The organism is Burkholderia sp. PU8-34 (assembly GCF_053427725.1).
The window spans coordinates 500767-520788 of sequence record NZ_JBSAXC010000001.1 but is presented as its reverse complement, the minus strand read 5'-3'; the positions used below and the strand labels follow the sequence as shown (position 1 = coordinate 520788).

The 20022-nt window shown below is 67.1% G+C and carries 19 protein-coding genes; 6 read left to right on the top strand and 13 right to left on the bottom strand.

The window, feature by feature from the left end:
- Positions 1 to 99 precede the first annotated feature (99 nt).
- From ACV22Z_RS02335 to ACV22Z_RS02320, 4 genes are all read right to left on the bottom strand, one after another.
- Complete coding sequence (locus ACV22Z_RS02335) at positions 100 to 711, bottom strand: acetate uptake transporter (protein WP_448074701.1); 612 nt, start codon at positions 709 to 711, stop codon at positions 100 to 102.
- Between the two features lie 227 nt (positions 712 to 938).
- Entirely contained in the window at positions 939 to 2438 is a 1500-nt protein-coding gene (locus ACV22Z_RS02330) for an efflux transporter outer membrane subunit (protein WP_448074700.1), read from the bottom strand.
- Complete coding sequence (locus tag ACV22Z_RS02325) at positions 2435 to 3631, bottom strand: efflux RND transporter periplasmic adaptor subunit (RefSeq protein ID WP_448074699.1); 1197 nt, start codon at positions 3629 to 3631, stop codon at positions 2435 to 2437. The genes ACV22Z_RS02330 and ACV22Z_RS02325 overlap by 4 nt, the downstream gene beginning before the upstream one ends.
- Before the next feature lie 15 nt (positions 3632 to 3646).
- Positions 3647 to 6796, bottom strand: coding sequence for an efflux RND transporter permease subunit (locus tag ACV22Z_RS02320; protein WP_448074698.1), 3150 nt, complete (start codon positions 6794 to 6796; stop codon positions 3647 to 3649).
- Positions 6797 to 6986: 190 nt separating this feature from the next.
- Here ACV22Z_RS02320 and ACV22Z_RS02315 point away from each other — a divergent pair, with 190 nt between their 5' ends.
- Positions 6987 to 7637 (top strand): TetR/AcrR family transcriptional regulator, encoded by a 651-nt coding sequence (locus tag ACV22Z_RS02315; protein WP_448074697.1) that lies wholly within the window; start codon positions 6987 to 6989, stop codon positions 7635 to 7637.
- Between the two features lie 41 nt (positions 7638 to 7678).
- Here the strand turns inward: ACV22Z_RS02315 and ACV22Z_RS02310 are convergent, their stop codons facing one another.
- Both ACV22Z_RS02310 and ACV22Z_RS02305 read right to left on the bottom strand, forming a co-directional pair.
- Positions 7679 to 8167 carry a hypothetical protein gene (locus ACV22Z_RS02310; RefSeq protein WP_448074696.1) on the bottom strand — a complete coding sequence of 163 codons (489 nt, stop codon included), beginning with the start codon at positions 8165 to 8167 and terminating at the stop codon, positions 7679 to 7681.
- Positions 8168 to 8226: 59 nt separating this feature from the next.
- Entirely contained in the window at positions 8227 to 8517 is a 291-nt protein-coding gene (locus tag ACV22Z_RS02305; protein ID WP_448074695.1) for a hypothetical protein, read from the bottom strand.
- Here ACV22Z_RS02305 and ACV22Z_RS02300 point away from each other — a divergent pair.
- Together ACV22Z_RS02300 and ACV22Z_RS02295 are read left to right on the top strand one after the other, a co-directional pair.
- Entirely contained in the window at positions 8516 to 9319 is an 804-nt protein-coding gene (locus tag ACV22Z_RS02300) for a patatin-like phospholipase family protein (protein ID WP_448074694.1), read from the top strand. The genes ACV22Z_RS02305 and ACV22Z_RS02300 overlap by 2 nt on opposite strands.
- Before the next feature lie 258 nt (positions 9320 to 9577).
- On the top strand, positions 9578 to 10249 hold the full coding sequence (locus ACV22Z_RS02295; protein WP_448074693.1) for a LuxR C-terminal-related transcriptional regulator: 672 nt from the start codon (positions 9578 to 9580) through the stop codon (positions 10247 to 10249).
- A gap of 99 nt (positions 10250 to 10348) precedes the next feature.
- On the opposite strand, the gene ACV22Z_RS02290 is transcribed toward ACV22Z_RS02295, so the two are convergent.
- The 3 genes from ACV22Z_RS02290 to ACV22Z_RS02280 all read right to left on the bottom strand — a co-directional run bounded on the left by ACV22Z_RS02290 (position 10349) and on the right by ACV22Z_RS02280 (position 13128).
- Positions 10349 to 11902 (bottom strand): methyl-accepting chemotaxis protein, encoded by a 1554-nt coding sequence (locus ACV22Z_RS02290; protein WP_448074692.1) that lies wholly within the window; start codon positions 11900 to 11902, stop codon positions 10349 to 10351.
- A gap of 341 nt (positions 11903 to 12243) precedes the next feature.
- Positions 12244 to 12390, bottom strand: a complete 147-nt coding sequence (locus ACV22Z_RS02285) for a hypothetical protein (RefSeq protein ID WP_448074691.1) — start codon at positions 12388 to 12390, stop codon at positions 12244 to 12246.
- 147 nt (positions 12391 to 12537) lie between these two features.
- A complete protein-coding gene (locus ACV22Z_RS02280) occupies positions 12538 to 13128 on the bottom strand; it encodes a nucleotidyltransferase family protein (protein ID WP_448074690.1) in 591 nt (196 codons plus the stop codon).
- 206 nt (positions 13129 to 13334) lie between these two features.
- Here ACV22Z_RS02280 and ACV22Z_RS02275 point away from each other — a divergent pair, with 206 nt between their 5' ends.
- Positions 13335 to 13757, top strand: coding sequence for an ACT domain-containing protein (locus ACV22Z_RS02275; protein WP_448074689.1), 423 nt, complete (start codon positions 13335 to 13337; stop codon positions 13755 to 13757).
- Positions 13758 to 13837: 80 nt separating this feature from the next.
- On the opposite strand, the gene ACV22Z_RS02270 is transcribed toward ACV22Z_RS02275, so the two are convergent.
- From ACV22Z_RS02270 to ACV22Z_RS02260, 3 genes are read right to left on the bottom strand one after another with little or no spacing between them, the layout of a single operon-like run.
- Complete coding sequence (locus ACV22Z_RS02270) at positions 13838 to 14521, bottom strand: Fe2+-dependent dioxygenase (RefSeq protein ID WP_448074688.1); 684 nt, start codon at positions 14519 to 14521, stop codon at positions 13838 to 13840.
- Positions 14518 to 15273 carry a tetratricopeptide repeat protein gene (locus tag ACV22Z_RS02265; protein WP_448074687.1) on the bottom strand — a complete coding sequence of 252 codons (756 nt, stop codon included), beginning with the start codon at positions 15271 to 15273 and terminating at the stop codon, positions 14518 to 14520. The genes ACV22Z_RS02270 and ACV22Z_RS02265 overlap by 4 nt, the downstream gene beginning before the upstream one ends.
- Positions 15274 to 15276: 3 nt before the next feature.
- The gene (locus ACV22Z_RS02260) at positions 15277 to 17511 is read right to left on the bottom strand and encodes a TonB-dependent receptor (protein ID WP_448074686.1); all 2235 of its coding nucleotides are present in this window, start codon (positions 17509 to 17511) and stop codon (positions 15277 to 15279) included.
- 320 nt (positions 17512 to 17831) lie between these two features.
- On the opposite strand from ACV22Z_RS02260, the gene ACV22Z_RS02255 reads away from it, so the two are divergent.
- Positions 17832 to 18071: a FitA-like ribbon-helix-helix domain-containing protein gene (locus ACV22Z_RS02255; protein WP_448074685.1), complete on the top strand. Its 240-nt coding sequence runs from the start codon at positions 17832 to 17834 to the stop codon at positions 18069 to 18071.
- On the top strand, positions 18068 to 18487 hold the full coding sequence (locus ACV22Z_RS02250; protein WP_448074684.1) for a PIN domain-containing protein: 420 nt from the start codon (positions 18068 to 18070) through the stop codon (positions 18485 to 18487). Before ACV22Z_RS02255 ends, ACV22Z_RS02250 begins: the two co-directional genes overlap by 4 nt.
- Positions 18488 to 18614: 127 nt before the next feature.
- On the opposite strand, the gene ACV22Z_RS02245 is transcribed toward ACV22Z_RS02250, so the two are convergent.
- Positions 18615 to 19910: an aspartate carbamoyltransferase gene (locus ACV22Z_RS02245; RefSeq protein WP_448074683.1), complete on the bottom strand. Its 1296-nt coding sequence runs from the start codon at positions 19908 to 19910 to the stop codon at positions 18615 to 18617.
- Positions 19911 to 20022: the final 112 nt, after the last annotated feature.

The following is a 20022-nucleotide window of genomic DNA, read 5'->3' as shown; positions in this document are numbered from 1 at the left end:
ACCAGGTGCGACAGTGTGAGTGATCTACATAACGAATCAAATGGCAGGCGGCGTCAGCCGGCGCGCGCGAACGCGCACCGGCTGCGCCGCGCCGAGCGGTCAGGCCGCTCGCGGATGACCTTGTGTCCAGTCGTGGGTCGGAAGCACGGTGTGACCGAATGCTTCGTTGATCACGATCGCCGCGGACGCGTAGAACGCCAGCACCGCGGTAACCAGCCCCGTATATCCGCCGATCTGCGTGGCCAGGCTCGACCCTGTCCATGCGCCGATCGCCAGCATCAGGAACGTGATCCACAACGAAAGGAACACCAGCTGGATGGAGGTGCTCGTGTGCAGCGAGCCGATCCACATGTAGAACGTGAAGACGCCCCACACCATCAGATACCAGCCGACGAAGGACTCCGGCACCTTGGCGCCCAGGAATGCGACGAACAGCGCAAACGACCACCAGAACGCGCCGTAACTGAGGAACGCGACCGTGCCGAGCGTATTGCCGCGCGGAAATTCCATCACGCCCGCGATCATCTGCGCGGTGCCGCCGAACGCGAACGCCAGCGCCAGCACGAGCCCGAGGGCATCCGCACTGTACCAGCCGGCGTTCACCATGCTGAGCATCCACGTCGTGAATGCGAACCCGGCCAGTCCGAGCGGCGCCGGGTTGGATAGCTTACTGTTCATAAACCGCCTCCGTGGTGGTTGGCCTCGTGACATATCCGGAGACGATGCGAATCCCTCGGTCGCCGCCGAACGCGACCGTGCGGTGTTTGCTGCCGATGGCTGCTGGCTCAGAAAATGGGCTTGACCCTCCTGAAGGCGCGGCCAACTGCCAGCCTGCGCGGTTCAACTTAAGTGTAGGCTGAGTTGCGCGAAGCGCAGAGTCGGATGTCGTTGATTTTTATGAAGAATATCGGCCCGATTCGAAGTGTTTCGTTGCCGTTTCAACGAATTTGCGCGTCCGCGCGATGCCACCATCCGCCACCCAGCGCCTGAAACAGCGCAACGGCGTCCGCATATCGCGCGACCCTGGCCTGGACTTCGCCGATGCGCGCCTGCTGGTAGGTGCGTTGCGCGTCGAGCAGCGCGAGGTGGCTGATCCGGCCGATGCGGAACTGGCGCTGCGACGCGGCAAGGCTGTCGGCGGCAGCCTGTTCGGCGGCCACGGCGGCGTTGAGCGCGTTCGCGTCCGACTGCAGCGCGCGCAGCGCGTCGGCGACGTTCTGGAACGCGGCGATCACCGTGCTGCGGTATTGCGCGGCCGCCTCGTCGTAGGCGGCGAGCGCCGCCTGCCGACGGTGCAGCAGCGTGCCGCCCTCGAACAGCGGCTGAACGAGCCCCGCACCGAGGTTCCAGATCGCCGTTCCCGGTCCGAACAGCGTGTTGGCCGTTTCGCTGCCATACGCGGCGCTGAGCGTCAGTTGCGGCAGCATGTTCGCCGTCGCGACGCCGATTTCGGCGCTCGCCGCGTGCAGCAGCGCTTGCGCCGCGCGAATGTCGGGACGCTGCTCGACGAGCTGCGACGGCAGGCTGACGGGCAGCGTGTCGGGCAACTGCAGCGCGTCGAGATCAAAGGTTTCCGTCGGCGCGTCGCCCGGGAAGCGCCCGAGATAGGCGGCGAGCTGGTTCCGCGTCTGCGCAAGCTGCTTCTGCAGCGGCGGCAAGCCGGCGCGGGCCTGGGCCAGCGCGGCTGCCTGCGCCAGCACGGCCGTGTCGGCCGCGGTGCCGATCGCGAACTCGCGTTGCAGCCCGGCGAGCTGCGCCGTCTCGATGTCGACGATTTCCTGCGTCGCGGCGATCTGCGCGCGCAACGACGCGTCCTGCATTGCCGCCAGCACGACGTTCGAGATCAGCGTCAGGTAGCTGGCCTCGAGTTCGAAGCGCTGGTATTCGGACTGCGCGGCCAGTGCTTCGATTCGCCGGCGCGTGCCGCCCCAGATGTCGAGCAGGTACGTGACGTTGACGGACGCCGTCTTCAGTGTGAAGACCGGGATCGTGCTGCTCGTGCCGAACGACGAGCCCGCAATCCGCTCGCGCGTGATCGACGCGCCGGCGCTCACCGTCGGAAAGAGCGCGCCTTCGCCCGCCAGGCGTTCTTCGTTTGCGACACGCAGCGCGGCCTGCGCGGCCTGCAGGCTCGGGTTGGCCGCTAGCGCGCGTTCGATGAGCGCGTCGAGCGCGGGCGAGCGGAACAGCGTCCACCAGTCGCCGGGCGTGTCGAGCCCTTCCACGAAGTGCTGCGCTTCGCCGCCGTGGATAGCGGTCGACGCGGTGTGCTCCGGCAGCGGCTCGCGCGCATAGCCGCTGGCTTGAGGCGGCGCCGGCCGCTCGAAGTCGGGCCCGACCGCGCACGCGTCGAGCAGTGCGGCCGCGAGCGCGATCCACGCGATGCCGTTGACGCATCCTCGCCACGTGCGATGCGGGCGATTGCGACGGGCCGTCATGACGCGCCGCTCCCGGCGGCGGGTGGGGCCGCTTGCGGCGGCCCGGCCGGCATGGGCCGGACCACCGTCCCCGGGCCGAGCTTCAGCAGATTGCCGACGACGATCGTTTCCCCTTTGGCCACGCCGCTGCGCACCGCGACGAGCGGCGCATAGTCGGCGCCCAGCGTGACGTAGCGCTGCTCGAGCCGGTTGCCGGGGCCGACGACGTACACGTACTGGCCGAGCTGGTTCGAGCCGACGGCCACCTGCGGCACCAGCAGCGTGCCGGGCTGGTCGGCGACATGCAGGCGGACGTGGATGAACTGCCCGGGCAGCAGCGTATGGGCGGGATTGTCGATCGTCGCGCGCGCGGTGATGGTGCCGGTGCCGCGCACGATGCTGTTGTCGAGCAGGGCCAGCCTGCCGTGGTACTGCGGCGCGCGGGCCGCGCCGACGGTGACGTCCGCCGGAATCGCGCCGCCGGACTGCCGTGCCTGGATGTCGGGCAGATCGGAATCCGGCGGATTGAAGGTCGCGTAGATCGGGTCGAGCTGCACGAGCGTGTTCAACTGCGTGCCCGCGTTGCTGATGAGCGCGCCTTCATGGACGAGGCTCAGGCCGAGTCGCCCGGCGAACGGTGCGCGGATCGTCGTGAAGCCGAGATTGAGCTGCGCGGCTTCGATTTGCGCGTGGTCCGCCGCCACGGCCGCGCGGTCCTGACGCTCGGTGCTCGCCGATTGCTGCAGCGTATCGGTCGACACGTCGCCGGTTTCGCTCAGCACCGCGTTGCGGTGATGGCTCGCGCTCGCGTAGTCGAGTGCCGCCGCATCCTTGTCGGCCTGCGCCTTCGCCGCGTCGAGCGTCGCCTGATAGCTGCGCGGGTCGATCTGGTACAGCAGTGCGCCGGCGGGCACGTCGGCGCCGTCCGACGCCGCCTGCTTCAGCAGATAGCCCGTCACCTGCGCCTGCAGCGTGACGGTGCGGATCGCATCGGTGGTGCCGACATACTCGAGATAGACCGGCACCGTCCGCACGACGACCGGCGTCACGGGCACCTCGAGTGCGGCGGCGGGGCGGGACGGCGGCGGGTCGCCGGCTGCGCGATGCGTGCCATGCGGGCCAAGCATTGCATGCGGAACGAGCAGTGCCACGCACAGCGCGACGGCAACCGCGCCGGCGGCGGCAAGCAGCGCGAATCGGCTGATCTTCGTCATGGCCGCGCGCTCCCGTCATTCCGCGGGCGGCGGCTGGCCGCGATGCGAATGCGCGTGTCCGAGCCGTTCGCGCATCGCTTCGCGCAGCCGTTCGATCACCGCATAGAAGATCGGCACGAACCCCAGCGAAAGCAGCGTGGCCGCGAGCATGCCGCCGACCACCGTGGTGCCGATCGATTGCCGGCTCGCGGCGCCGGCGCCTGTGGCGACCATCAGCGGAATCGCGCCGAAGATGAATGCGAAGGCCGTCATCAGGATCGGACGCAGCCGCAGGCGCGCCGCCTCGGTCACCGCGTCGACGATCTCGAGCCCGGCTTCGCGGCGGCGCTTCGCGAACTCGACGATCAGGATCGCGTTTTTCGCGGCGAGTCCGATCAGCAGCACGAAGCCGATCTGCGCATAGATGTCGACCTGCATCCGGCGCAGCCACAGCAGCCCGAGCGCGCCGAACAGCGCGAGCGGCACCGTGAGGATGATCGTGAACGGCAGCGACCAGCTTTCGTATTGCGCGGCGAGGAACAGGAACACGAACACGATCGCGAGCGCGAACACGAGGCCCGCGACCGAGCCGGCCTTCAGCTCCTGGTACGTGATGCCGGTCCAGTCGATGCCGAAATCGGCGGGCAGCACGCGGGCGGCGCGCGTCATCGCGGCGATCGCCTGGCCCGAGCTGTAGCCGGGCGCCGCGCTGCCGGTGATCTCGGCGGCGCCGTACACGTTGTAGCGCGGGACGGTTTCGGGGCCGACCATCCGCCGCAGCTGCCCGAGGGTCGAGAGCGGCACCATGCCGCCGTCGGCATTGCGCACGTAGAGGCGCGACAGGTCGTTCCTGCTGCCGCGCGCGCGGCTGTCCGCCTGCACGACCACTTCGAAATTGCGGCCGAACAGCGTGACGTTGTTGACGAACAGCGAGCCGAGGTAGATCTGCATCGTCCGGAACACGTCGTCGACGTTCAGGCCCAGCAGCTTCGCCTTGTCGCGGTCGAGACGGAAATCGAATTGCGGCGTCGACGTGTTGAAGCTCGTCAGCAGCGTGCGCGCGTCGAGCTCGGGCTGTCGGCGCGCCTCGGCGAGAAACGCGCGCGTCGCGTCGTCGAGCGCGACGCTGCCGCGGCCCGTCAGGTCCTCGATCTCGAAGTCGAAGCCGCCGAAGGTGCCCAGTCCGGAAATCGTCGGCGGGTTCAGCGCGAGCGAGACCGCTTCGGGAATCCGCGCGAGCTTCGGCTGCACGGCTGCGATCAGGTTCGCGACGCTCTGCTTGTCGCCGCGCTCGTCCCATGGTTTCAGGATCACGAACTGGGCGGCGCTGTTCGATGCGGTGGCGCGCGTGACGAAATTGAGGCCGCTGATCGACAGCACGCTGGCGACGCCCGGCGTCGCGCGGAGGATCGCGCGCGTTTTGTCGATGACGGCTTCGGTGCGTTGCAGCGACGCGCCGTTCGGCAACTGCGTGATCACGTAGAAATAGCCGGGATCCTCGACGGGCAGAAACGCGTGAGGGATCGTCGAATAGAGCAGCCAGGTGACGCCGAGGCCGCCCGCGAACAGCGCCAGCGCGACCCAGCGCGCGCCGATCAGCCGGCGCACCGAGCCGGCGTAGCGCTGCCGCGCCCAGTCGAAGCCGCGGTTGAACGCGCGGAACAGCACGAAGCGGCGCTTCTCCTCATGACGCAGCAGCACCGCGCAGAGGGCAGGGCTCAACGTCAGCGAATTGAATGCGGACAGCATCACCGAAATCGCGATCGTCAGCGCGAACTGGTTGTACAGGCGGCCCGTGATGCCCGGCAGGAACGCGATCGGCACGAACACGGCGCCGAGCACGGCCGACGTCGCGACGATCGGCCCCGTCACTTCGCGCATCGCCTGCTTGGCGGCCGCCATCGGCGCGAGCCCGCTCTGAAGCTGCCGCTCGACGTTCTCGACGACGACGATCGCATCGTCGACGACCAGGCCGATCGCCAGCACCATCCCGAGCAGGCTGACCGTGTTCAGCGAGAAATGGAGCACCAGCATGATTGCCAGCGTGCCGACGAGGGCCACCGGAATCGCGATCATCGGAATCACCGTGGTGCGCCAGCTCTGCAGGAACAGGTACACGACGCCGAGCACGAGCAGCAGCGCGATGCCGAGCGTCTTCATCACTTCGGTCATCGACGCAGAGACGAACATCGTCGTGTCGTACGTGATGCCCCACGCCATCCCTTTCGGGAAGCGCCGCGCGAGCGCCTGCATCGTTGCCTTCACGCGCGTGTCGAGGTCCAGCGCATTTGCAGTCGGCAACTGGAACACGGCGAGCAGCACGGCCGGGTAGTCGTTCACGGACGCGCTCGACGTGTATTGCTGCGCGCCCAGGTCGGTGCGCGCGACGTCGCGCAGGTGCACGGTCGCCGCGTTCGCGGTGCCGGCGCGCAGCACGATGTCGCCGAACTGCCGCGCATTCGCGAGCTGTCCCTGCGTGTTGATCTGATACTGGAAGGTCGTGCCGGGCGGCGACGGCGCTTCGCCGAACTTGCCGGCCGCGACCTGCACGTTCTGGTCGAGGATCGCGTTCTGAACATCGGTCGCGGTCATGCCGAGCGCGGCGAGCTTGTCCGGGTCGAGCCAGATCCGCATCGAATAGCGGCGCTCGCCGAAGATCGTCACGTCGCTGACGCCGGGCAGGCGCTTGAGCGCGTCGACCACCTGCAGATACGCGAAATTGCTGAGCGTGACCGGATCGATCGAGCGATCGGGCGAATAGAGGTTCACGGCCAGGATGAAGTTCGGGTTCTGCTTCTGGATCGTGATGCCGGTTTGCGTGACGATGCCGGGCAGCTGCGCGGTTGCCTGCGACACGCGGTTCTGCACGTCGACGGCGCCGATGTTGATGTCGTAGCCGACGTCGAACGTGACCGTGATCGTCGAGCTGCCGTCGTTCGCGCTGACCGACGAAATGTAGCTCATCCCTTCGACGCCGTTGATCTGCGTTTCGAGCGGCGTGGTCACGGTGTCGGCCACGACTTGCGCGCTCGCGCCCGTATAGGTCGACTTGACGAGCACCTGCGGCGGCGTGATTTGCGGGAAGCGTTCGACAGGCAGGTTGAACCACGCAATGAGCCCCGCGAGCACCATGATGATGGCGATCGACGACGCGAAGACCGGGCGCTCGATGAAGAAGTCGACCATTGACCGCGCCCCCGTGAGTCGGGTAGGTTGGGCGTTGCGTGGGGCGGGAGTCGGGCGTGAAAGCGACAGCTCTCGTCGACGGATTTGTATGGGGCGCAAGTCAGCGCTGATGCGCCGGCTCACGTCGACATTGGAAACGCAACGGTATAGTTTCCACCGCGTAACCCGAATGTCAATAGGATCGATCGGAATGCCAACTGTCCCGGTTCCTAAGACGAAAGCGGGCGGCCGCCCGACGCTGCGGGAGTCGGAACTCCGCGTGCAACGCGTGCTCGATGTAGCCAGGCGGCAATTCCTGGGCGCGGGCTACCGGGAGACGAGCCTGGACGGCATCGCGCGCGAGGCCGGCGTCGCGAAGAAAACCCTGTACAGCCGGTTCGGCAGCAAGGCCGGCCTGTTCGCGACGATCCTCGATACGCTGCGCCGCGCATGGGTTGCGGAACTGCAGGGCCTCGTGCTCGAAGCCGATCGCCCCGAAGCCGTGCTCGAGACGGTTGCGCTGCACCTGCTGGAAGTGGGCACGCGGCCGGACATGATCGAGTGGTACCGGCTGCTGCTGCTCGACGCGCAGCGCGTTCCCGAACTGATTCGCGGCTATTACGGCAAAGGAGGCGGCCTGAGCGGAATGGAGCCGCTTGCCGATTACCTTCGCGCGGCAGTCGACGCAGGCGGGCTGACGATCGACGATGTGACGCTCGCTACCGAGCAGTTCGTCTATCTGGTGCTGGGCGGCATTCGGACCCGGATGCTGCTAGGCGCCGCGCGGCGCCCGAATGCCGCTGCGCGCACCCGTATCGCCCGGCAGGCCGTGCGCATTTTTCTCGCGGGGTGCGCGACGTAGGCGGGGTGGCTGCGAATGGTGCGGCCGCTCACGCCGGCCATTCAAGCCGGCCGTCCGAACCCCGACTCGACCCACCGGTCGGCACTGGCCTTGTTCAGCTTGAACCCCGCCTGCACCTTCGCTTCCCCGAGCAGTTCCCCGAACCGGTCGAACGCCTTGAGTTCCGCGTAAGGCTCGAACTCGTCCGGCACGATATCGAGCGTGACCGACACCTCGTCGTCGCCGGCCCACACCGTCACTTCCTTGTGCAGCATCGCGCGCCGCTGCTGCTCGTGCCGCATCAGCACCTCGGTCGCGGTCTTCACGAGGGTCCGGAATGCGTTCGCATCCATCGGCTTCGGATTCTTCTTGTCACGGCCCATCGTCCAGGGGCCGACCAGCGCCGGCTCGGCTTCGCCATCCTTGACCATCTCGACGGCCCAGCCGTCGTCGTCTTCGTTCTTGATGATCCGCGCGGTCCAGCCGTTGTCGTGCCAGAGCGTGTCTTCGTGGATCGTGGTGTCGTCGGCCTGGAGTGCGGAATCGGTCATGAATCGGTCGGAAAAACGGGTAATGGCGGGCGAGGGCCGGCGAGGGTGCGCGCCGCAGGTCAGCGGCGCGTCGCCCGGAAACGGCATTCGAAGGTCGCAATTTTACCCGCAGCCCCGCCCGCCGGGTCGCGCCGGCCATCACGTTGGCCGGACGGCCAGCCGCCCGGCCCGCCCGGCAGGGTTTTCATCAGGACCTGATGCCGCCGGCCGGGTCCATCATCATGAGTGACCGTTCCGGCGCCCGGCGCCGCATCCATCCGCACGGAGGCCAGCGTGCCGCCCAACCCCGCTCCGTCGACCGCCTTCGTCTTCGCCGGCGGTGGCAGCCTGGGCGCGGTCGAGGTCGGCATGCTCCGTGAACTGGTCGCGAGCGGCGAGCGGCCCGATTGCGTGATCGGCGCGTCGGCGGGCGCGATCAACGCCGCCTATTTCGCCGGCCGTCCCGATGCCGACGGCGTCGCGATGCTCGCCGCGCTCTGGAGCCGGATCCGGCGGCAGGACATCATGCCGCTGTCGATGCGCAGCCTGTTTGCGATGATCCTGCGCAACCGGCCGCATCTGGTCGAAGCCGATGCGCTGCGCCTGCTGCTGGAAAGGCACCTGCCGTACCGCCGGATCGAGGAGGCCGCGCTGCCGCTCCACATCGTCGCGACCGACATGCTGAACGGCGCCGAAGTCGTGCTGTCGGCCGGGCCGGTCGTCGATGCCGTGCAGGCGAGCGCCGCGATCCCCGGCGTGTTTCCGCCGGTGCGCATCGGCGGCCTGGAACTCGTCGACGGCGGTGTTGCGAACAACACGCCGATTTCGGTGGCGGTCGCGCTCGGCGTCAAGCGGATCGTCGTGCTGCCGGCCGGGTTTACGTGCGCGCTGCGCGCGCCGCCGCGCAGCGCGATCGCCCACGCGACGCATGCGTTGACGCTCGTGATCGCCCGGCAACTTGTGCGCGACCTGGAGCACTACGCGACCCGCGCGCAAATCCACGTCGTGCCGCCGCTGTGTCCGCTCGACGTGTCGCCCTACGATTACACGCAGTGCGCGCAACTGATCGACCAGGCCGCGCACGAGACGCGCGCGTGGATCGACCATGGAGGACTGTCGAAAAGCACGATCCCGGGCGCGCTGCGCGAGCACGATCACGCGCCCGCGCACTGACGGACCAGACGCTTCGATCCGGCATGCGGCCGCGCGGTCCGCCCGTTCCCGCGCCGGTGTTTCACGGCGCCGGCCAATTATCAAACTTGTACCACCGCTTTGCCGCGCATTTGAGTTTCTGTCCGATATCTCGCGCCCCGGCGGACTCATAGAATGTCGATTGAGCTATAAATAGCTTGATCGGGAACGCCGAACCCAACGGGCGGAGGGCGGCGCCGATGCAGCCTGCCGGATCCGCCGGAATCATTGGAAATACGTATGGGGAAATTCAGTGTCCGCACCGTCTTCGCCTATGACTTGCCGTTGACGCTGGCGGGGATGGAACATGTTGCAGGCAGCGCCTGCGCAATCGATCTGGTCGGCGTGTACCCGAGCGTCGACGAAGCGGTTGCATCGGTCGGCAACGTCGACTGCGACATCGCGCTCGTCGATTACTCGACGCGCGGCGATGGGCAGATGGACACGCTGAGCCTGCTCGACTTCCTGCGGCAAGCGTGTCCACGCGTCGGGATCGTCGTGCTGGTCACGCACGAGCGCCCGGTGGTCGTCCGATCGATCCTTGCGCGGGGCGCATCGAGCGTCGTCAGCAAGCTCGACGACGTCGGCCACATCGTCACCGCGATCCATTCGAGCTACAGCGGCGGCCGCTACCTGTCGCCCGCGGTCAGGCACACGCTCGAGTCGGTCGACGCAAGCGAGGGCGCGCCGAAGCTGTCGCCGCGCGAAATCGAAGTGATCCGCCTTTATCTGGCCGGCATCCCGATCAAGACGATCGCGCAGCGCCTGAACAAGGGCAAGCAGACGGTCAGCGCGCAGAAGATCAGCGCAATGAAGAAGCTCGGCGCGGCAAACGACGTCGAGCTGGTCAGGCGCGCCGCGTGTCTCGGGTTGCGCGGCGGTGTGAACGGCAGCGGCTCGGCGCCGGCGTAGGTGCCGGCGCAAGTGCTGGCGTAAGTGCTGGCGTAAGTGCCGGGCGAGGGCGGCGCGCTGCGGCGATCTGCGCCGCCGCCAGTGAAGCGGCGCGCCGCGTCAGGCCGGCAGCGCAAACCGCGTGACCGCGTCCCGCAGCGCTTCCGCCTGGTCGCGCAGCGAATGCGCGGCGGCCGCTGCCTGTTCGACAAGCGCCGCATTCTGCTGCGTGACCTGATCCATCTCGCCGACCGCGCGATTGACCTGCTCGATCCCCGCGCTCTGTTCGCGCGACGCGTGGCTGATCTCGTCGAGGATCTCGTTCACGCGCCGCACCGACTGCACGATCTCGGCCATCGTCCGGCCCGCGTGGGTGACGAGCGTCGCGCCGTGCTCGACGGTTTCGTTCGACGACACGATCAGCGACTTGATTTCCTTCGCCGCCGTTGCCGAGCGCTGCGCCAGCGAGCGCACCTCGGCCGCGACGACCGCGAAGCCGCGGCCCTGTTCACCCGCGCGCGCGGCTTCGACGGCCGCGTTCAGCGCGAGGATGTTGGTCTGGAACGCGATGCCGTCGATCACGCCGATGATGTCGCCGATCTTGTGCGAGCGGTCGGTGATCTCGGCCATCGTGCGCACGACGTCGTCGACGACCGCGCTGCCGCGCGTCGCGACTTGCGCGGCCTGGTCGGCAAGCGATGCCGCCTGCGCGGCGCTGTCCGCGTTCTGCTTCACGTTCGCAGTCATCTGGTCCATGCTCGACGCGGTCTGCACGAGCGCGGCTGCCTGTTCCTCGGTGCGCTGCGACAGGTCCGTATTGCCCGCGGCGATCTCGCTCGCGCCGACGTTGATGTTCTCGGTGCCGAGACGCACGCGCGACACCATGTCGATCAGTCCGCCCTGCATCGTGTGCAGCGCATGCAGCAGGCTGCCGCGGTCGTGCTGTTTCACGTCGACGCGCGCGGTCAGGTCGCCTTGCGCGATCCGCTGCGCGGTTTCGAGCGCGGTCTCGAGCTCGCCGCCGAGGTTCGCGCGCACGCTCTTCAGCACGAGCACCATCACGAGCGTCGCGATCGTGCCGAGCACGGTCGTCATCGCCAGCCAGCGGCCGACGCTCGCGATGACGGCCGTCTGCACGTCGTCCATGTACATGCCCGTCACCAGATACCAGCCCCACGGCGCAAAACGCTGCACGGCGCTCGTCTTGTCCTGCGGCTTGTCCGCGCCCGGCTTCGGCCACAGGTAGGCGACGAAGCCCTTGCCGCCGTCCTGGTTGCCGGCCTTCACGATCTCGACGAACAGATGCCTGCCGGTCGGGTCGGTGAAGCCTGACACGTCCTTGCCGTTCAGGTCGGTCTTGATCGGATGCATCACGATCACCGGCTTCGAATCGTTGATCGAGATGTAGCCGTCGGCGCCGTAGCGCATCGCGGCGATCGCGTCGAGCGCGCGCTGCTTCGCGTCGGCTTCGGACATCACGTTCTGCTGCGACAGCTTGTAGTAGTGATCGGCGACGCTCGTGGCCTGGGCGACCAGCGACGCGAGCTGGTCGCGGCGATCCTCGATCATCGATGCGCGCGTGTGCCATGCGCCGAGCCCGGCGATCACGAGCAGGCCGAGCCACAGGATGGCGATCATCGAAGCGAGTTTCTGGTTCAGGGTGAGATTGCGCATGGTCGGTCTGGTCGGTCGAATCGGAGAAGCGCGCCGTTTGCGGCGTGACGGGTTCACTGTTTGACGGCGCTCGGGGCGCGCGGGTGTATGCGGGAAATCCCTAGGTAGCGCGCATGGCGGCGTCGGGCGGGCGACGCATGTGACGTTCGCGGCCTCATGGTCGCGTTACGCGCGAGGTTTGCGGTCGAGACGGTCGCAGCGCGGGAGAGTGGTGGGAGGGGATGAACGGCGGGCGCGCGCACCTGCCCGGCACCAGGCTGGTGCGTGCGGCGACGCTGGCGGGCCGAGCGCGGAACGGCGCTTAGGGCTCGTTCGCGAGGCCGTTGTCAGTGTGAATAGCCCTAAATCGGATCCTTGCTGGGCGGGCCTTCCGGTTGCTGCGGATTGTCGTGATGGTGGCCCGGCGACGGCGGTGTCAGCGGATCGCCTTCCGGATCGCGGTTCGGGTCTGCCGGCGGCTCGGGCAGCGGCGTCGTATGGTCGGTCATGGCTGGCTCGCGGAAGGGGGGCGCGGCGGCTGCGCAGTGTGCCTGCGCCTCGTTCCGTTATAGGCAATCGGACACGCGATTGCACCGGGATTCGCGCGGCGGCCAGCGCAAGCCCGTCATGAGCGGGAACAGGCCCTTCCGTAGTATCTAACCGCGCCCGAGGTCGGCCGGCATGTCGACATCGCGCAGGATGCCGGGATCGTCGACGTCGAGCAGCGTGACGGGCTCGCGGGCGAACAGCACGCGGGCGCCGGTGTCGCCGTCGAGCGCGGCGAGCGCGTCGTAATGGTGCGGCCCGAATCCGACCGGATGGCCGCGCGTGCCGCGATGGACGGGTGCGACGATCGACGCGTCGTCGGTGTCGAGCACGCGGGTGACGGCTTCATAGGTGGCCGGCGCGATCCATGGCATGTCGCCGAGCGCGACGAGCCACCCGTTCGCGTCGGGGCTCGCGCGCACGCCGGCGGCGAGGCTCGCGCCCATCCCGCGCTCGGCGTCCGGCGCGAAGATGACGGTGCAGCCGGCTTCGTTCAGCAGAATCGCGAGTTTTTCGGCGCCCGGACGGACGACGGCCGTCACGTCCGCAGTGGCCGCCGCGAGCCGCCGGGCGGCAGCGACCGCGACCGGCGTGCCGTCGGGCAGCAGCGCGAGCAGCTTGCTTTGCAGGCCGCTCGGGTCGAAGCGCTGGCCGAGACCGGCCGCGAGGAGCACGCCGGTGGCGAGTGATGCATAGGTCATCGGCGCGGAGTGAGGAAAGCAGGTGCGTCGATTGTGCGTGAGCGGGCGGGGATGGGCAAGTGCGCATTGCGGCGCGCCGACGCCGGCGGTTGTTCGCGACGTCTTTGCTGCGTAACCGGGGCGGCGGAAGACGCTGCCCGCCTTGCTCGCGTGCTTGCGGTGATCTAGATTTTTTCTATCTGGGTGCTCAGGCGGGAGGGACTGCCATGGAACTGAGCGTAGAACGTGTCGATGTCTGGGCAGCGACCATCGAGGACAAGCCGGGCGGCCTCGCGACAGTATTAAGCGCCCTGCGGGATGCCGGCGCGGACTTGCAGTTCGTCGTCGCGCGCCGCGCGTCGGACACGCCGGGCAAGGGGATCGTGTTCGTCGCGCCGCTGCTGGGCGATGCGGTGATCCGCGCGGCCAGCCAGGTGGGGTTCAACGTCACCCCGAGCCTTCACTCCGTCCGCGTGATGGGTCTGGATCAAATGGGCATCATCGCGCAATTGACCCAGATGCTCGGTGACGGAGGGATCAATCTCCGTGGCGTCTCGGCTGCCGTGCTTGGCTCGCAGTTCATTGCCTATATCGCGGTCGATTCGCTGGGCGATGCCGAAAAGGCGATGGACATCCTGCAGAGGGCCTGAAGCGCTTCGTCCGGGCGGTGGGCTGGCTGGCCAGCCGCGGGGCACGCGTTTCTGGGCGTCGCGTGGCCCCGCCACTCGGCTCAGGTATCCGCCCACCGTCGCAACAGGTTGTGATAGATCCCGGTCAGCGCGATCACGCCCGGGTCGTGCGCGCCTTTGTCCGCAGAGAGCTGCTGGATCTGCGTATCGAGCTGGAACAGCAGCGTGCGATCGGCATCGTCGCGCACCATGCTCTGGATCCAGAAAAACGACGCGACGCGCGCGCCGCGCGTGACTGGCGTCACGTGGTGCAGGCTCGATGCCGGATAAAGGACGAGATCCCCGGCCGGCAGCTTCGCGCGATGCACGCCGAAGGTATCTTCCACACATAGCTCGCCGCCGTCATACGCGTGCGGCGCTTCGAGAAACAGCGTCGCCGACAGGTCGCTGCGCACGCGGAAATCCGTGCCGCGCAGCAGCCGGATCGCGTTGTCGACGTGCGTGCCGAACGCTTCGCCGCCTTCGTAGCGATTGAACAGCGGCGGAAACACCTTGAGCGGCAGCGCCGCGGAAAAGAACAGCGCATTGCGCGCGAGCGCATCCTGGATCGCGTCGCCGACCGCGCGTGCCGCGGGTGAGCCTTCCGGCAACTGGCGGTTGCGCTTCGCGAGCGCCGACTGCGCACCGGACGTCGCATTGCCGTCGGTCCATTCGGCATGGTCGAGGATTTCGCGGCATTGTGCGACCTGTGCTGGGGTCAGCACGCCGGGAATGTGCAGCATCATGATATGGATTCCGGATCGTTCGTCTGAAGTTTCGATGCCGCCGCGCGGAACGCGTCGAGCGGGGAGGCCGCGAGGTGTGCGACCATCTTCGCGACGAACGCGGGCGTCGCGGTTGCCGGCACGCGCGCGATCCACGCGAGCGCGTCGTCGATTCGGCCGCGCTCGGCGAGCAGCCGCGCGTAGTTGAACTGGCCGCGGAAATCGCCCGCAACGGCCGCGCGGCGATAGTGATCGAACGCGGCGTCGGCATCGGCCGCGACGATCCAGCCGTCCTCGTAGAATCCGCCGATCAGGTTGATCGACTTCGCGTGGCCGAGTGCGGCCGCGCGCCGGAACCAGTCGAGCGCTTCGGCGCGATTTTCGTCGACGCCATTGCCGAGCGCGAGTGCGGTCGCGTAGTTGTACATGCCCCAGTCGAGCCCTGCCTGCGCGGCGAGCCGGTACCAGTAGACGGCGACCGGCGCGCAGACGGCGGTGCCCCAGCCGAACTCGTAGCAGCGGCCGAGCATGTTCATCGCCATCGGGTGATTCGCCCGCGCGGCATGGCGGAACCACGTGAAGGCAGCCGCCGGATCGCGCGGCACGCCGTGGCCGTCGAGCAGGTATTGTCCGTAGACGGCCTGCGCTTCGACGATGCCGTTGTCGGCCGCCGCCGCGACCCACGCGGCGGCGCGCTCGGGCGGCCCGGCCAGAATCGCGGCGAACGCGCGCGGCGACACCGACGCGAGCGCCTTCAGCGACACGGTCTCCATCGATCAGTAACGCGCGTTCAGCGTGACGAATGCCGAGCGGCCCGGCGCGATCGACGCGTAGTGCGCCGGATACGCCTGATCGAAGTACGTGCGGTTGAACAGGTTGTTCACGTTCAGCTGCAGGTCGAGCTTCTTGTTGATCCGGTACTGCGCCATCGCATCGAAGCGCCAGTACGACGGCACGGCGCGCAGGTTCGCGGGGTCGCCGAACACTTCCGACATATAGAACGCGCCGCCGCCGACCGTGAACTTCGGCGTCATGTCGTAGTTGCTCCACATCGTGAAGCTGTGCTTCGGCGTGTTCGGGAAGCGGTGGCCGTCGTTGGCGGCGTCCTTGCCGTTGTCGCGTAGCTCGCTCTTCATGTACGTATAGCCGCCGAACACCTGCCACTGCTTCGTGATCTGGCCCGCGACGCCGAGCTCGAGACCCTGCACGCGCTTGTTGCCGACCATCGCGTACTGGTTGTTCGGCAGCGTCACGCGCGCGTTCGTCGTATCGATCTGGAACAGCGCGGCCGTCAGCGCGAGCTTGTCGTTCAGCACGTTCCACTTCGTGCCGAGCTCGATGCTGCGGTTCTTTTCCGGCGACATCTGGTCGGCGTTCGGGCCGACGCCGCCACGGCCCGGTGTCAGCGACTGCGACTCGCTGCCTTCGCCGAGCAGCATGCCGGCCGGCGTCGACGACGTCGCATACGACGCATAGATGCTGCCGTTCTGAGCGGGCTTGAACACCGCGCCGATCTGCCAGTTGAACAGCGTGTCGTCGCGCGTGTAGGTCTTGCCGCCGTTCTTCCGGGTGTCGGTGAAGCGGGTCGAGTAGTCGTCGACGCGCACGCCGGCGTTGATCTGCCAGCGCGGCGTCAGTTCGATCGTGTCGAAGCCGTAGATGGATTTCGTCGTGGTGCGCGCATGCGCGTAGTCGTTGTCGCGCGAGATCGAGCCGGCCCACGGATCGGCCGGGTTCGGCGACCACAGGCTCGTGCAGTTATAGCTCGACGGCGCACCGATGCCGTTCTGGCAGATCTTGCCGGTATCCGTTGCAACGGTGTACGAATCGCGCTTGCCCCATTCGCGCGACAGCTCGATGCCGGTCGTGAAGCTGTGCTTGAACGGGCCGGTGCGGAATTCGCCGAACAGCTCGGTCAGGTTCGCGATGCTGTTGATCGCGCTGTCGCGGTTGTTGTTGCGGCGCCAGACCTTGCCGTTGATCACGTTGCCCTGGCTGTCGTCCGGCTGCGTCCAGATGTAGTCCTGCGTCGATTCCGTATAGCGCGTCGTGTTGCGGATCGTCAGCGACGGCGTGATGTCGTGCTCGATCTTCAGCGTGCTGATGTCCGACGTCGTCTTGCGGAAGTCGCGGTCGATCAGGCCGTAGAAGTTGTGGCGGTCGACCGGCGCCGGATAAATCGTGCCGACGTTCGCGGGTTTGTTCGACGCCGTGTAGAAGTACGGGATGCCGCCGTCGGGCATGTCGTTGGTGGACAGGTGGTAGTAGCTCGCGGTGACGCGGGTCGCCGTGCCGAGGCCGAAGGCGATCGACGGTGCGATGCCCCAGCGCTCGTTGTTGACGGCGTCGCGGCCGGCGACGTCGTTGTTGTGGCTCATCAGGTTCAGTCGGAACGCGGCGTGATCGGCGAACTGCCAGTTGCCGTCGGCCGTGAAGCGGCGATAGCGGTCGGTACCGAAGCCCGCGCTCGCGGCGGCCGTCGTGCCGAGGTGCGGGGCCTTCGTGATGAGGTTGATGCTGCCGCCCGCGCCGCCGCGGCCGCCGTAAGCGCCGTCCGAGCCTTTCGTGATCTCGACGCGCTCGGTGTTGAAGATCTCGCGGGTGGTCGCGCCAGTGTCGCGCATCCCGTCGACGAAGATGCTGCCCTGCGTGTCGTAGCCGCGGATGAACGGCCGGTCGCCGAGCGGGTTGCCGCCTTCGCCGGCGCCGAACGTGATGCCGGGCGTGGTGCGCAGCGCTTCGGTCAGCGTCGACGCGCCGCTGTTCCGGATCAGTTCCTGCGGGATGACAGTGACGGATTTCGGCGTGTCGACGAGCGGCGCGGTGAATTTCGCCGACGCGGAGAAGTCGGCCTTGTAGCTTTGCTCGGCCTTACCCTTGATCTCGATCGGCGCGAGATGACCGTCGCTGCCGGCGGGTGGCGTACCGTCGGCGAACGCCGGGGTCGCGGCAAGCACGCTGCACAGGGTGGTGAACTTACCGAGCTTCAGCTCGTCAGGGCGGGACTTCATCAGCGCTTCGACCTCGTCTGGTGTGGCCCGGGCGCGATCGCTGCAAGAACGTTGACGCCGCCGGGAATTATTACGATTTGGTTTCAGGCGGCATTCTATGTAATTTTTTATTAAATGAGAAGCGTTCGTGTTCGCGTTTGAGCGGAAGTATTGAGGAATGTTGCGGATGAGTTGACGGGGCGGGGCGACTGAGGCGTCGGCCAATTGGCCGAGTGGGACGAGATCGGCAGAAGGGTTAGAGTGATCGAGTCATGGTGCCTACTCGATTGATAGCAAAATGCTAGAATGAATGCATTGAAAGCATTTCGATGGAGTGCATCATGCCGGTGATTACCGTCCGAAATTTGCCTGATGAAGTGCATCGCGCCCTCCGAATTCGTGCGGCCAAGCACGGGCGCAGTACGGAGGCGGAAGTGCGTGACATTCTCGAACAAGCGGTTCGTCCGGAAGGGCGTATCAAGCTGGGAACGCTGTTGGCGGAAATCGGGCGGGAGGCAGGGGGCGTCGAGCTCGACGTCCAGCGTGACAAGACGCCAACTGAGCCGATGAGCTTCGAATGATCCTTGTTGATACGAACGTTGTTTCCGAGCCACTGCGCCCTGAGCCGTGTGAAGCGGTGGTGGAATGGCTCGACGCCCAAAACGTCGAGACGTTATTTCTCGCGGCGATCAGTCTTGCTGAAATGAGATTTGGCGTCGCGGCGTTGCCTGAAGGGCGGAGGCGAGACTGGATGCATCAAAGCGTCGAGCATCGTGTTGTGTCGGTGTTTCGAGGCCGGATCCTGCCGTTCGATGAGGCGGCCAGTAAAGCGTATGCGAATATTCGTGCGCGTGCCCGTGCCGCAGGGAGCGCGATTGCGCCTGCCGACGGCTATATTGCCGCCACTGCAGAGGCGAATGGCTTGATCGTTGCGACGCGCGATACCGCTCCGTTTGAGGCGGCGGGTCTTCGGGTGATCAATCCGTGGGCCTTGTAGCCCGTAGTTGCAGACTGGCGGATCGTCGCCAAAACTAAAAGAGCGCCGTCCAGTCCGGCGCTCTGTCTGTCGAATGTGTGCGTCCGGCCTGAAGTGGCAGCAAGCCGGGCGCGATGTTCGTCGCTTCTCAATCAATCCCGTGAAACACCGCATCCTCCGGCCCGAGATACGCGGGCGGACGCCACGTCGCGTCGCGCATCGAGTGCTGCACGAGGTTCTCGACGCCGAGCAGCACCGCGAAGATCGCCATCCGCACCGGAATCCCGTTGTCGGTCTGCCGGAAGATCGCGAGGCGCGGGTCGCGGTTCAGGTCGACCGACAGGTCGTTCGCGCCCGGGCGGCTGTCGCGCGGCAGCGGGTGCATGATCAGCGTGTCCGGCCCGCAGACGGCATCGACGAGCGCCTGGTTGATCTGGAAATCGGGCGTATAGCCTTCGAACGACTCGTCGGTGAAGCGCTCCTTCTGGATCCGCGTCGCGTAGACGACATCCGCGCCCTTCAGCCCTGCGGCGAGGTCGTGCGTCTGTTCGATCACATGGCCGTTCGTCGAGATCTGGTCGACGATGTACGCAGGCATCTCGAGCGTCGGCGGCGATACGAGCGTGAACTTGAGCCCGCGATACAGCGCGAGCAGCTTGACGAGCGAATGCACGGTGCGGCCGTACTTGAGGTCGCCGACGAGCGCGATGTGCGCGCCGTCGACGATCTTGCCGAGCCGCGAGAATTCCCGCTGGATCGTGTACAGGTCGAGCAGCGCCTGGCTCGGATGCTCGCCGGGACCGTCGCCGCCGTTGATCACCGGCAGGTTGGTTGCGCGCGCGAATTCGGCGACCGAGCCTTTCTCGGGATGGCGGATCACCAGCGCATCGACATAGCCGGACATCACGCGGCTCGTGTCGTAGATCGATTCGCCCTTCGCCATCGACGAGAACGTGAAGCCGGTCGTGTCGCACACCGAGCCGCCGAGCCGGCAAAACGCCGCGCCGAACGACACACGGGTGCGCGTGCTGGCCTCGAAGAACAGGTTGCCGAGCACCGCGCCTTCCAGTACGCGCGAAATCTTGCGGCGGCGCGCGATCGGCTGCATCACGTCGGCGACGCGGAACAGCGCCTCGACCGAATCCCGCGAGAACTGGTCGACCGACAGCAGCTGCGGCTTGCCTTCGAACAGGAACTGCTTCGCCAGCCCTTGTTGATCTACGCTTTGCGTATAGTCGCCGCCGTCCGGCGCGGACCGATCGACGATCTCCGATACGAAGCGCTCGACGATCTCCGGCATCCCGCGCGACTCCTGCGAATCGTCGGGAAGCAGCCACGTATCCAGCGCGCGCCGGCTGACGCCGATACGGTTCGCGAAGGTTTCGCGGGTCATGTTGAGGCGGCGCATCGCGTCGCGGAGGAAGGCTTGCTGCGGAACGGTCATCGGCGGTACCTCGCGGGAAAATATACGCGGTGCGTATATTAGTTCGAAGCCGGACGAAGTCAAGGAAAACTTGCAGGGATCGTGGTGCGGTACCCGCGACACCCGTCCGGTC